General features: G+C 70.7%; 12 protein-coding genes and 1 riboswitch. Of the genes, 7 read left to right on the top strand and 5 right to left on the bottom strand.

The annotated features are described in order from the left end of the window. The first annotated feature begins 132 nt into the window (after nucleotides 1-132). Nucleotides 133-765 carry a sulfite oxidase-like oxidoreductase gene (locus tag OG306_RS09665; RefSeq protein ID WP_266745686.1) on the top strand — a complete coding sequence of 211 codons (633 nt, stop codon included), beginning with the start codon at nucleotides 133-135 and terminating at the stop codon, nucleotides 763-765. Here the strand turns inward: OG306_RS09665 and OG306_RS09660 are convergent. The 5 genes from OG306_RS09660 to thiO all read right to left on the bottom strand — a co-directional run bounded on the left by OG306_RS09660 (nucleotide 732) and on the right by thiO (nucleotide 5,925). Further along, entirely contained in the window at nucleotides 732-1,622 is an 891-nt protein-coding gene (locus tag OG306_RS09660) for a deoxyribonuclease IV (protein ID WP_266745685.1), read from the bottom strand. The two genes, OG306_RS09665 and OG306_RS09660, sit on opposite strands and share 34 nt — an antisense overlap. A gap of 6 nt (nucleotides 1,623-1,628) precedes the next feature. After that, nucleotides 1,629-3,542, bottom strand: coding sequence for a Stk1 family PASTA domain-containing Ser/Thr kinase (gene pknB, locus OG306_RS09655; RefSeq protein WP_266745684.1), 1,914 nt, complete (start codon nucleotides 3,540-3,542; stop codon nucleotides 1,629-1,631). Between the two features lie 108 nt (nucleotides 3,543-3,650). Then, a complete protein-coding gene (locus OG306_RS09650; RefSeq protein WP_266745683.1) occupies nucleotides 3,651-4,445 on the bottom strand; it encodes a thiazole synthase in 795 nt (264 codons plus the stop codon). A 2-nt stretch (nucleotides 4,446-4,447) separates the two neighbouring features. Next, nucleotides 4,448-4,636 carry a sulfur carrier protein ThiS gene (thiS, locus tag OG306_RS09645; RefSeq protein WP_266752141.1) on the bottom strand — a complete coding sequence of 63 codons (189 nt, stop codon included), beginning with the start codon at nucleotides 4,634-4,636 and terminating at the stop codon, nucleotides 4,448-4,450. A gap of 104 nt (nucleotides 4,637-4,740) precedes the next feature. Further along, nucleotides 4,741-5,925 carry a glycine oxidase ThiO gene (thiO, locus tag OG306_RS09640; RefSeq protein ID WP_266745682.1) on the bottom strand — a complete coding sequence of 395 codons (1,185 nt, stop codon included), beginning with the start codon at nucleotides 5,923-5,925 and terminating at the stop codon, nucleotides 4,741-4,743. Then, nucleotides 5,921-6,035, bottom strand: a riboswitch (TPP riboswitch). Its footprint overlaps the gene before it by 5 nt. Before the next feature lie 458 nt (nucleotides 6,036-6,493). Between thiO and OG306_RS09635 the strand changes: the two genes are divergently transcribed. The 6 genes from OG306_RS09635 to OG306_RS09610 all read left to right on the top strand — a co-directional run bounded on the left by OG306_RS09635 (nucleotide 6,494) and on the right by OG306_RS09610 (nucleotide 12,860). Further along, nucleotides 6,494-7,750 carry an NAD(P)/FAD-dependent oxidoreductase gene (locus OG306_RS09635; RefSeq protein ID WP_371665231.1) on the top strand — a complete coding sequence of 419 codons (1,257 nt, stop codon included), beginning with the start codon at nucleotides 6,494-6,496 and terminating at the stop codon, nucleotides 7,748-7,750. A gap of 158 nt (nucleotides 7,751-7,908) precedes the next feature. After that, a complete protein-coding gene (locus OG306_RS09630; RefSeq protein ID WP_327259370.1) occupies nucleotides 7,909-9,615 on the top strand; it encodes a peptide-N4-asparagine amidase in 1,707 nt (568 codons plus the stop codon). A 43-nt stretch (nucleotides 9,616-9,658) separates the two neighbouring features. Beyond that, nucleotides 9,659-10,024: an Rv2175c family DNA-binding protein gene (locus OG306_RS09625; protein WP_266745680.1), complete on the top strand. Its 366-nt coding sequence runs from the start codon at nucleotides 9,659-9,661 to the stop codon at nucleotides 10,022-10,024. A 104-nt stretch (nucleotides 10,025-10,128) separates the two neighbouring features. Then, a complete protein-coding gene (thiE, locus tag OG306_RS09620; protein ID WP_266745679.1) occupies nucleotides 10,129-10,782 on the top strand; it encodes a thiamine phosphate synthase in 654 nt (217 codons plus the stop codon). Nucleotides 10,783-10,923: 141 nt separating this feature from the next. Further along, a complete protein-coding gene (gene metF / locus OG306_RS09615) occupies nucleotides 10,924-11,841 on the top strand; it encodes a methylenetetrahydrofolate reductase [NAD(P)H] (protein ID WP_266745678.1) in 918 nt (305 codons plus the stop codon). 50 nt (nucleotides 11,842-11,891) lie between these two features. After that, nucleotides 11,892-12,860, top strand: a complete 969-nt coding sequence (locus OG306_RS09610; protein WP_266745677.1) for a hypothetical protein — start codon at nucleotides 11,892-11,894, stop codon at nucleotides 12,858-12,860. Nucleotides 12,861-12,882: the final 22 nt, after the last annotated feature.

Raw genomic sequence — 12,882 nt, 5'->3', positions numbered from 1 at the left:
TGAACTGGTCAAGTTGGCCGCATCCTCGCACCGCACCCGGTGCTCGTCCAGTAAGTACATGCTTAGTACGAGTTGTCCGAATTGCCCGGGCCCTGGTCGGTACCACCCCTGCCTGTCTGTCACCATGGAGTCATGGGTCAGCCGGAAAGCCGGGAAAACCGCGCGTCAGAGCAGTCCGAGCTTCCGCCGGGACAGCGACTCCAGCGTGGTTGGCCGGTTACCCACTACGGGCCCGTGCCCAAGTTCAAGCCCGACCGCTGGGAGTTCCGGGTCTTCGGTGCCACGGCGGACGGCGAGAAGCACTGCTGGAACCACGAGGAATTCTCGGTGCTGCCGTTCACCTCGGTGGTCGCCGACCTGCACTGCGTCACCAAATTCAGCATGCTCGGCGCCGAATGGGGCGGCGTGCTCGCCCGTACGATCCTGGAACTCGCACCGCCCGCGCCGAACGTCACCCATGTGATGGTCTGGGCCGAGTACGGGTTCAGCTCGAACCTGCGGCTCTCCGACTTCGCCTCGGACCGAACACTTTTCGCCACTCACAAAGGTGGCGAGCTGCTCACCGCCGAGCACGGCTTCCCGCTGCGGCTCATCGTGCCGCACCTCTACGCCTGGAAGGGGCCCAAGTGGGTCCGCGGCGTCGAGTACATGACGGCCGACCGCCGCGGCTTCTGGGAGGAGCGCGGCTATCACAACATCGGCGATCCGTGGCGCGAGCAGCGCTACTCGTATCAGGAGGAGCCGGGGGACGGCCCCGAGCTCTGACCCTGGCGCCCGCGCAGCCCTTTCAGCCGCGCCACGTCCGCCGCGTGGCCGTCCTTGCCGCCCGGCGTCTCGATGATCAGCGGCACGCCGGCGGTGGCCGGGTGGGCGAACAGTTCCCGGAACGGTTCCTCGCCGATGTGCCCGGCGCCGATGTTCTCGTGGCGGTCCTTGTGGGCGCCCACCACGTCCTTGGAATCGTTGGCATGGATCAGTTTCAGCCGTCCCCCGCCGACCGTGTCCACCAGGAGGTCCAGGGTTCGGCGCATGCCCGCCGGGCCGGTCAGATCGTGGCCCGCCGCGTAGATGTGGCAGGTGTCGAGACAGATGCCGAGCTTGGGGTGGGCGTCGAGCGCCTCGAAGTACGGGCCGAAGTCCCAGGTCCGTGAGCAGAGCGAGGAGCCCTGTCCGGCGGTCGACTCCAGCAGCAGATACGGGTCGTCGTCGTGCGTCAGCTCGTCCAGGAGCGGCCGCATGTGCGTGCGGACCTGCGCGAGGGCCTGCTCGCGCGGGCGGCCGCCGGTCGCCGATCCGGTGTGCACCACGACGCCCAGGGCGCCGATCTCGCGGGCCCGGCGCAGTGAGTGGCGCAGTGAGTCCACGGACTTCTCGACGGTGGCCCCGGTGTGCGAGCCGAAGTTGATCAGGTACGGGGCATGGACGTACGCCGGTATGGACTCGGCGGCGCACTCGGCGCGGAACTGTTCGTCCTGGGCCGGGTTGCCGACGGGCGTCGCCCAGCCGCGCGGGTTGGCGACGAAGACCTGGACGGCCTCCGCCGCCATCTCGCGGGCGTACGGGAGGCCGACCTTGGCGAGGCCTCCGGCCACGGGAACATGGCCGCCGACGGGGTTGCGCATATGGATCTAGAGCCCCTTGGTCCTGATGGTGATGGTGCTGCCCTCGGGGGCCTGTTTTCCGCCATCGACGGACTGGCGCGCGATGGTGTTGCTGAAGGAGAGGAACGGGCGGTCGACCTTGACCTCGAAACCCGCGTTCTCCAGTTCGCTCCTGGCGGCGTCGACGTCCTTGCCGGTGACGTCCGGGACGTCGATCATCCGCGGTCCCTTGGAGACCGTGAGCGTGATGGTGTCGCCCTCGGCGGCCTGGCTGCCCCGGGCCGGTGACTGATGGGCGATGTCGCCCGCGACCTCGGGGGAGTTGACCCGGTCGGGCAGCACCTTGGCCTTCAGGCCCTGCTCGTCCAGCGCGGCGGTGGCGTCCACGACGGACAGCCCGGTGACATCGGGGACGTCGACCGGGGCGCCCTTGCTGACGACCAGGGCGACCGCGGAGTCCGGGTGGCGCTCGGCGCCGGCCGCGGGGTCCGTACGGATCACGTCGCCCCGTACCGTCTCCTCGCTGAACTCCTTGGTGACCATGCCGGGCACCAGGCCAACCTTCTTCAGCGCACGGCTGGCATCGGCGACCGAGAGGCCCTGCAGATCGGGCACCTTCACGATCTCGGGGCCGCGCGAGACGACCAGCGTCACCGCGTCGTTCCTCCGGATGCGGGCACGGGACTCGGGGTCGCTGCTGATGACCTTGCCGCGTTCCACGGTGTCGCTGTAGGACCGCTTGACGCCCTTGAGCTCCAGACCTGCGTCCGAGAGCCGCTGCTGGGCGGTCTTCTCGGTCTGGCCGAGCAGTGAGGGCACCCGGGTGAACTGCCCGGAGTTGATGTACCAGACACCGGTGCCGACGCCCAGCACCAGCAGCACGGCGAGGACCGCGGCCATGACGGAGCGCCGCGGACCGAAGCGCCACGGTCCGCGCGGCGCGGGCGGCGGCATCGGCGCGGGCATCTCCAGCCGGCTGGTGTGATGGGCGACGCCCGGATCGGCCGGGATCAGCCGGGGGATCACGCTCGTAAGGTCCTCGGCGGCGTCGTGCGCCTCGGCGAGGGCCTGCGGCGGTACGGCGTCCAGCTGGGCGTCGGTCAGGCCGGAGCGGGCCTCACGGGCCTCGGCGAGCAGCGCCACCGCGTCGAACGGACGGACCTCGGGATTGCGGGCGGTGGCGCTCGCCACCAGGTCGTCGAGCGCGACGGGAAGCCCCGGGACGACGGCCGAGGGGGCCGGGACGTCCTCGTTGAGGTGCTGGTAGATGACCTGGGCGGGGGTGTCTCCGGCGCGCGGCTTGGCGCCGGTCAGCATTTCGTACAGGACGACACCGCAGGCGTACACATCGGTACGGGTGTCCGCCGTGCCGTGCTCTATCTGCTCGGGGGCGAGATAGGAGACGGTGCCCAGGACCGACCCGGTGGTGCTGGTGACGGCGCCCACCGCCCGTACGAGACCGAAGTCGGCGACCTTGACCCGGCCGTCGTCCCCTATGAGGACGTTCTCCGGCTTCATGTCGCGGTGCACGAAGCCCGCCCGGTGCGCGGCACCGAGGGCGGCGAGGACCGGCTCCAGAATGTCCAGCGCGGCTCTCGGCTGCAGGGCGCCGCGGTCGCGCAGCACGTCACGCAGGGTGCAGCCCGCGACGTACTCCATCGCGAGGTACACGTACTGGCCCTGGGCGCCCTGGTCGAATACCGCGACCACATTGGGGTGCGCGAGCCGGGCCACGGACTTCGCCTCGCGGATGAAGCGCTCGACGAACGAGGCGTCGGTGGCGAGCGCCGGGTGCATCACCTTGAGGGCGAGCACCCGGTCGAGCCGGGTGTCCACGGCCCGGTAGACCGTGGCCATGCCGCCCACGGCGATGCGGGCATCGACGCGGTAGCGGCCGTCGAGCAGCTGCCCGACAAGAGGGTCCTGGAGGGTCGTATCCACGCATGCGAGTCTACGAGCCGCCATGGACTCCCACGGGCCGGAGCGGTCCCGGGGCCGTACTGCAGCCGAGCCGTGACAGGAACATGCGGTCCACGGCGTCCCGGCGGGTCAGAAGGCCGGGCGCTCCGGGTCCAGCGCCGCACGCCCCTCCACCGGCGACGAGGCCTCGGCGAAGTGGCGGCGCGGGATCCGGCCCGCGCGGTACGCCAGCCGCCCGCCCTCCACCGCGTGCCGCATCGCCGCGGCCATCAGCTCCGGCTCCTGGGCCCGGGTCACCGCGGACGCCAGCATCACCGCCGCGCACCCCAGCTCCATCGCGAGCGCCGCGTCCGAGGCCGTCCCGGCGCCCGCGTCGAGAATCACCGGAACCCGGGCCTGCTCGACGATCAGCTGGAAGTTGTGCGGATTGCGGATGCCGAGGCCGGAGCCGATGGGGGAGCCGAGCGGCATGACCGCCGCGCACCCCACGTCCTGGAGCCTGCGGGCCAGCACCGGGTCGTCATTGGTGTACGGCAGCACGGTGAAGCCGTCGTCCACCAGGGTCTCCGCGGCGTCCAGCAGCTCGATCGGATCGGGCAGCAGGGTCCGCTCGTCGGCCACCACCTCCAGCTTGATCCAGTCGGTGCCGAGCGCCTCGCGGGCCAGCCGGGCGGTCAGCACGGCCTCGCCCGCGGTGAAACAGCCCGCCGTGTTCGGCAGGACGCGGATGGAGAGCCGCTGGAGGACGGAGAGCACCGAGCCCTGCACGGTCGGGTCGAGGCGGCGCATCGCGACGGTGGTCAGCTCGGTGCCGGAGGCGGTCAGGGCACGCTCCAGCACGTCGAGGCCGGGTGCCCCGCCCGTTCCCATGATCAGCCGGGAGCCGAAGGAGGTGTCGCCGAGGGCGAAGAGGTCGTCGGCCACCGTCAGCCTCCCTGGACCGCGGTCAGGACCTCGACGCGGTCACCGTCGCCGAGCACGGTGGCGGACCACCGGCCGCGCGGGACGACGGTCTCGTTGAGGGCGGCGGCGACGCCGGAGTGTGCCGTGGTCAGGGTGGCGGCAAGGGCGTCCAGGGTGGTGCCCGCGGCGAGGAGACGGACCTCGCCGTTCACGGAGACGGAGACGGGTACGGGGACGTGTGCGGAGAGGTGTGCGGGCTCGGAGGGCGATGCGGGCCGGGGGTGGGGCGCGGGCTCGGAGAGGGCTGCGGGCTCGGTCATGCGGGCTGCTCCTGACGTACGGGGGCGGCGGCGGGCGGGAAGCGGTGCGGGGTGAAGGGGCGGGCCGGCTCGGGCAGCTCGCCGTCGGCCAGCAGCGCCGCCATGACGTCGCCGGTGACGGGGGTGAGCAGCACTCCGTTGCGGTGGTGGCCGACGGCGAGGTGGAGACCGGGCAGGGCGGTGGGGCCGAGCAGCGGGGCGTTGTCGGGGGAGGCGGGGCGCAGACCGGCGCGGGTCTCGGTGAGCGGCAGCTCGGTGATGCCGGGCACCAGCTCGTGGGCGTCCCGCAGCAGCTCGTAGACGCCGCCCGCGGTGACAGTGGTGTCCCAGCCCATTTCCTCGCTGGTGGCGCCGACGACCAGTTCGCCGTTCTCGCGCGGTACGAGATAGACGTGGCTGCCCCGGACCATGGCCCGGACCGTCCGGGTGAGGAAGGGGGCGTACGCGGCGGGCACGGTCAGCCGCAGCACCTGCCCCTTCACCGGCCGGATCGGCGGCACGACCTCGTCCGGCAGCCCCGGCAGCCGGCCACTGAGGCTGCCCGCGGCGAGCACGACCTGGTCGGCGCCGAGCTGCGTGCCCGCGGCGAGCACGGCTCCGGCGGCCCGGTCGCGTACGACCGTCAGGCGCTCCACCCGGTCGCGGTGGAAGACCACCCCGGCCCGCTCGCAGGCGGTCAGCAGCGCGGCGGCCAGCCGGCGCGGATCGATCTGGTGGTCGCCGTCGACCCGCAGACCGCCGCGGACGCCGGGCGCGAGCATCGGCTCCAGACGGCGGCATTCGCGGCCCGTGAGCCACTCCGACTCCAGGCCCGAACGCTGCTGCAGGGCGTGCAGTTCCCGCAGATGGGCGCGGTCGTCGGAGTCCAGGGCGACGGCCAGGGTGCCGCAGGCGCGGAAGCCGGTCTCCCGCCCGCTCACCGCTTCCAGTTCGGCCGCGAAGGCCGGATAGCGGGCGGCCGAGGCGACATTGAGGGCCAGCAGCATCTGTTCGCCGTAGTGGAGTTCGGTGACGGCGGCCAGCATGCCGGCCGCCACCTGGGCGGCCCCGCCGCCCGGTTCGGGGTCGGCGACCGCGATGCGCAGTCCGCGCTGCGCGGCCCGCCAGGCGGTCACCAGACCGATGATCCCGCCCCCGATGACGAGGACGTCGGATCCTTTTCCGTTCCGAGAAGAACGCATGGGTGCCAACCCCTCCCTTCGCCGGCATGACCCGGATCAGGTTCGTACGGTCGGAGGCCGCCCCAGCCTCCCTCTCAGCCCGGTGCGTCCGGACTCCCGCGAGTGTTTTACGTTGGCCACCCTAAACCGTTCCTGGGCAGTGAGCAGGAACGGGTCCTGTCTCACCGGTACGCCCCGAACGGTCTTGGGCGCACTGGTCCTCCGCTTTCGCCTCCTGGGCGGCGACGCATATCACGTATGGGTGCGTTCCACGTGGGCGGAATCCCTGCGACCTGGCCATGTGGGTGTGGCCAGAGGCGACGCGGAGGCTCCGAACCATCACTCCGGTAGAACGGGGGCCCCGACTGCTGACACCACACGCGGCGTCCCAGATCGCTTTACATGCGATACGCACACCTCACCAGGCATACCCACAGAACGTCACGCCGTTCACTCAATCGTGCCCATGTTCGCCAAATCAGGGTACTGGCAGAGCAGTTGTGTGCCCAGTTGCAGGAGGGCAGCGGGGCGAGCACGGTGGAAGAGATCCCGCTTTCCTGATGGGTCGTCAGATGCTTAAGGTGTACGGGTGAGCGAGCAGCAGCAGTCAGAGCAGCCGGACCGGCACGCGGGGCGCCGCGTCGTCATCGTCGGCGCGGGCATGGCCGGTGTGCAGACGGCGGTGGCCCTGCGGGAACAGGGCTTCACCGGCTCCGTCGCCCTGATCGGCGCCGAACCGCACCAGCCCTACGACCGGCCCCCGCTGTCCAAGGCGGTGCTGCTCGGCAAGGCCGAGGACTCCGCCTTCGACGTCGATTTCGATGCGCTGGACATCGATCTGCAACTGGGCCGCGAAGTCACCAGCGTGCGCCCCGGCGCGCATGAGTTGGACACCCCGTCGGGACCCGTGCCCTACGACGTGCTGGTGATCGCGACCGGTGCCGAACCGGTCGTCCTGCCCGGCGCCGAGGGAGTGCCCGGCGTCCATCTGCTGCGCACCCTCGACGACGCGGCGCGGCTGCGTCCCGTTCTCGACGAGCGGCACGGCGTCGTGGTCGTCGGCGCGGGCTGGATCGGCGCCGAGTTCGCCACCGCGGCCCGCGCCGCGGGTTGCGAGGTCACCGTCGTCGAGGCCGCCGACCGGCCCCTCGCGGGAGCGATGCCCGCCGAGGTCGCCGCCCCGATGGCCGCCTGGTACGCCGAGAGCGGCGCCGAACTCCTCACCGGAGCCCGGGTCGCCCGCATCGAGCCGGGCCGGGTGATCCTCGCGGACGGCCGCACGATCCCGGCCGGAGCGGTCGTCGTCGGAATCGGCGCACGGCCCGCCACCGACTGGCTGGCCGGCTCCGGCATCGCGCTCGGCCCCGACGGATCGGTGACCGCCGACGGGGCGCTGCGCACCTCGCAGCCCGATGTGTACGCGGTCGGCGACTGCGCCTCGTTCCCCTCCGCCCGGTACGGCGAACGCCTTCTCGTCCACCACTGGGACAACGCCCTCCAGGGCCCGCGGACCGCCGCCGCCAACATCATCGCCGCCGCTGCCGACGGTGAATCCGCGCCTCTGACGTACGACCCCGTGCCGTACTTCTGGTCCGAGCAGTTCGACCGGTTCGTGCAGTACGCGGGCCACCACGGGAGCGCCGACACCCTGCTGTGGCGCGGCGACCCCGCCGGCCCCGCCTGGTCGGTGTGCTGGCTGCGCGACGGCGTCCTGGTCGCGGTCCTCGCCGTCGGCCGGCCACGCGATCTGGCGCAGGGGCGCAAGCTCATCGAGGCGGGGGTGCGGCTCGATCCGGCACGGGCCGCCGACCCCTCCGTACCGCTGAAGTCGGCGACTCGTCAGTAGGCGTACAGGCAACGGACGTTGGTGTCCGCTATGTGGACAACCCCTTGGGGGGAGGTAGAAGTTAGTGCACTGTGCATCTTTTAGAGTGCTCATTTCATACTCTTCGAAGGATGCGCATGTTTCGACACAGATGGGCTCGCGCGCTGCGCGGAATCTCCATGGCTTCGGCGTCGATTGCCCTCGTCGGAGGCGCACTCGCCGCCCCGGCGTACGCGGGCGCCGCTCCCAAGCCCGGCTCCAACCCGGCTGTCGACTACCAGGATCCGATCGACGCGCTGCCGCCGGTCTCCCGCCCGGACACCAAGAGCTGCTCGGTGACGGCCGTCGACCACGACTTCGGCTACACCCTCGGCGGACCGCCGTACACCACCACGCTCACCCCGCCCGAGAAGTGCAAGGGTCCGTGGAACAAGGTCGTCCTCGACTGGTCGGGCAGCGTGAAGGGGCGTCAGTACGACCGCCTCGCCGCGGTCTTCATCGGTGGCGCGGAGGTCTTCCGCACCAGCACCGCCGAGCCCGACGACGACGGCATCAGCTGGCACGTCGCCAAGGACATCACCGACTTCGCGCCGCTCCTCAAGGACCCGCAGAAGCTCCAGCTCGAACTGGGCAATGTCGTCAACGACACGTACACCGGCGTGTACAGGATCAACCTGAAGATCACGTACTACCAGGCCGACAAGCGTCACCCGGCCGCCGCCACGGCCGACCGCATCGTCCCGCTCGGTAACACCGGCTCCACCGGCGCCCCCTGGATGGACATCGGCAAGGGCGGCTCCACCCGCACCGAGGTCACCTTCCCGCGCAATCTGACCAAGGCGCGGCTGGAGGTCTACGCGCGCGGGAGCGGCTGCGACGAGCAGTGGTTCGACGCGGTCCCCAGCGACCTGGCGGAAACCGCCCCCGACTACCTCTGCGGCGGCGGCCCCTACCGTGAGGTGCAGGTCGCGGTCGACGGACAGCCCGCCGGCCTCGCCCAGCCGTACCCCGTGGTGTACTCCGGCGGCATCGTGCCGACCCTGTGGCGTCCGATCCCGGCCATCGACCAGTTCAAGACCGAGGCGTACGACATCGACCTCACCCCCTTCGCGGGTCTGCTGGCCGACGGCAAGCCGCACGCCATCAGCATCACCCCGTACGGCGCGGCCGACGGCTGGAACGTCGATGGTTCGCTCTTCCTCGACACGGACGCGCACGCGTCCCGCACGAGCGGCAAGGTGACCGCCAACACGCTCAGCCACACCCCGGTCGTGAAGACCGTCCAGACCCCGGGCAAGGACGGCTCCACGGACGTCTCCGTGTCGACCGGCCGCTCCTGGAAGATCTCGGGCTATGTCGAGACCTCGAAGGGCCGGGTCACCACCACCGTCGAGCAGGAGTTCGCGTACACCAACACGGACAACGTCTCCCGCACGGGCAGCCACCAGGTGATGCACCAGCGTGACCACGGTTCCACCACGGTGACGACCCAGCTCCACGGGCGCACGGACGCGCAGCGGCACACCTGGTCCTACCCCATCGACGTGGACATGGACATCCCGCTGTACGGCGATTACAACAACTACGACATGAAGGCCGCCGTCACCCAGCGCCGGGTGCTCGTCGACACGTCCCGCAAGGGCTCCGCACACGCGTGGCACACGGACGCGGTCACGGACGACACCGTGGACTCGACCGGCAGCATCGCCCGCACGAACGGTGTCGTCCAGTCCGCCGACGGAGCCTCGACCGAGACGTACCGGGGCACCACGGACACCGGAGCCTGCTACTCGCGCTCCCTGACGACCGCGCACGGCTGGGTCACCGGCGACCAGCAGAGCCACTGCCGCGTCGCGGACGTGGTCCGCGACGCCCTGAAGGGCTGAGTCCGGGTATCGGCTGTCAGTCCGGGATGGCAGGCTTGTCCCCGTGACCGAGATTGACGCAAAGATCGATGCTCTCGTCCCCGCCTGGCTCTACCTCCCCGACATCGCCGAAATGCTCGGTGTCGAGGTGACGCGCGTACGGCAGCTGGTCAAGGAGGGCCAGCTCATTGCCGTGCGACGTGGTGAGAACCGGGCGCTCCAGGTGCCTGCCGCCTTCATCGACGGCGACAAGGTGGTCAAGGGCCTCTCCGGCACCCTGACGCTCCTGAGGGACGACGGCTACACCGACGAAGAGATGCTGGAATGGCTCTTCACCCCCGACCCGACCCTGCCGGGCACCCCTGCCCAGGCACTGAGCGAGAATCGCGGCACGGAGGTGAAGCGTCGCGCCCAGGCGCTGGCCGTCTGACCGCAGGCCGTATGTGAGGGGCGGGCCGCGCAGCAGTGCGCGGCCCGCACCCCCGCGCCGTACCGACAACCGTTCCGCAACGCTTTCCAGGGGGGAACCGCGCCATGTCCACGCCTCGCGCGCTGCTGTCCGATGCCCGGCTGTATCTGTGCACGGACGCCCGCAGGCGACAGGGTGACCTCCCCGCCTTCCTCGACGCCGTCCTCTCCAGTGGGGTGGACATCGTCCAGCTGCGCGACAAGGGCATGGAAGCCGCCGAGGAGCTCGAACACCTGGCGGTCTTCGCCGAAGCCTGCAGGCGCCACGGCAGGCTCCTCGCGGTGAACGACCGGGCCGATGTCGCCCACGCCATCGGCTCCGACGTACTGCACCTCGGCCAGGGCGACCTGCCGGTCCCCGCCGCCCGCGCCGTCATCGGTGAGGACGTGGTGATCGGCCGCTCCACCCACGCCGAGTCCGAGGTCGACGCGGCCGTGGCCGAGCCCGGGGTGGACTACTTCTGCACCGGCCCGTGCTGGCCCACCCCGACCAAGCCCGGTCGGCACGCCCCGGGCCTGGACCTCGTGCGGTACGCCGCCTCGCTCGGCACCCGACGCCCGTGGTTCGCCATCGGCGGGGTCGACGCGGGCAATCTCGACGAGGTGCTGGATGCCGGAGCGCGCCGGGTGGTCGTCGTACGGGCGATCACCGAGGCCACCGACCCGGCCGCCGCCACCGCCGGGCTGGCCGAGCGAATCCGGGCGCGCGCCGGGACGTGATCCGACCGGGCACCCGAAGCCGGGCGCCCGATGCCTGCTGTCCGAAGCCGGCTGTCCGAAGGATGGACAAACAACCGGTCAATTCGGACAATTGCTGTTGGTCTGGTCCGGGGGTCGTCGTGCTCTGGTTAACCTGCCGGTATGGCTCTTGGCACACCATCTACCAGGACGGATCACGCACACACGGTGCGTGAGTTCCTCGCGACCGGCAAGACTTCGTATTCGTTCGAGTTCTGGGCGCCCAAGACCGAGAAGGGCGAGCGGAACGTCTGGAATGCGCTGCGCCGCGTCGAGGCGGTGAGGCCGAGCTTCGTCTCCGTGACGTACGGAGCGGGTGGTTCCACCCGGGCGGGTACGGTCAGGGTCGCCGAGCAGATCGCCGCCGATTCCACCCTCACTCCGGTCGCGCACCTCACGGCGGTCAACCACTCCGTCGCCGAGCTGCGCAACATGATCGGGCAGTACGCCGACGCCGGAATCCGCAACATCCTCGCCGTGCGCGGAGACCCGCCCGGCGACCCGATGGGCGAGTGGGTCAAGCACCCGCAGGGCGTGCGGTACGCCGCAGATCTCGTCCGGCTCATCAAGGAATCCGGAGATTTCTGTGTCGGCGTCGCGGCATTTCCCGAGATGCACCCGCGCTCGAGCGACTGGGACACCGACATCCGGCATTTCGTGGACAAGTGCCGCGCCGGTGCCGACTATGCGATCACGCAGATGTTCTTCAATCCGGAGGACTATTTGCGGATGCGTGACCGGGTGGTCGCTGCGGGTTGCGAAACCCCGATCATCCCCGAGGTCATGCCGCTGACCAGTGTCAAGCAGTTGGAACGGTTTGCGCAGCTCAGCAACGCGTCTTTTCCTTCCTCCCTGAAAGAACGCATCCTCGCCGCCAAGGATGATCCCGCCGCTGTACGCTCCATTGGTATCGACTTCGCAACGCAGTTCTGCGCGAGGCTGCGGTCCGAGGGTGTGCCCGGACTGCACTTCATCACGCTCAACAACTCGACGGCGACGCTCGAAATCTACGAGAATCTCGGACTGCACAAGCAGTCGTGACCGGCCGTACCCGCCACGACCCGGGGCGGTGGCCGTAGGAGGGGGCGGGCATGGGCTGGACGGTCCTCTACATCGCGTTCGGAATCGTCGCGCTGTGGCTGCTCGGTGAGGTGCTCCTGCAGTACAAGGCACGCCTTCGCTGGCGGCTGCTCGCCTTCGCGGGCTTCGGCTGCGTGGTCGTCGGCGTGCTGATGCCGTCCGTGTTCGTCATCGCCGTCGGCGCCATCGCGTTCGCGACCGGTCAGACGTACGTCACGCTGTCCTTCCGGCGCGGCTTCTCCACCGGTTGGGCGATAGGGGGCAGCCCCGGTGAGAGCCGTCGCCGCCGGGGCGGCGGCGACCGGGACGGCCGCGAGCCCACGCTCGAAGTGTCGGACCCGGAGCTGGAGCACGGCGAGCGGGTCCCGGCGCAGGCGGACGCCGCGGCGGCGTCGTCCGCGGCACCGGGGACTCCGGAGCAGCGGACCGCGGTCTACGAGCCGGAGCCGCTGCCCGACGACACCGGGCAGTACGGCATCTACAGCGATCACCAGCAGCCGCAGCAGGGCCAGGGCAGGCAGGCGGAACAGCAGCCGCAGTACGCCGCGTACGACCCCTACGCCGGCCACTCCACGCACAGCACGCCGGGCCAGGATCCGTATGCGGGCCAGGATTCCTTCGCCGGCCAGGACTCCTTCGCCGGGCAGGGGCAGTACGACTACGGCACCGGTCAGCAGCAGTACGCCGCGTACTCCGACCCGTACATCGGGACCGGCACCACCGGCGGTTCCACGCAGTACGCCGCGTACGACAGCTATGGCAACGGCTATGACAGCTACGGCGGCCAGCAGCAGTACACCGCGGACCCGTACGCCCAGCAGTACGCCCCCGAGACCCCGCCCGGCGGTGTCTGGGTGCCGCAGCAGCGAGAGGGCGAGCAGTACCCGCCCACGCCTCCGGAGCAGCCCGCGCAGCCCGCCCCGTACCCGAACGGCTACGCCAACGGCAACGGCTACGACGAACAGCAGTACCGCTACTGACGACACGGGCCCGGCAGTCGGG

Origin of the sequence: Streptomyces sp. NBC_01241 (genome assembly GCF_041435435.1) — a bacterium.
GTDB lineage: Bacteria > Actinomycetota > Actinomycetes > Streptomycetales > Streptomycetaceae > Streptomyces.
The sequence above is the reverse complement of the archived record's forward strand: the minus strand, read 5'-3'. Positions and strand labels throughout refer to the sequence as shown.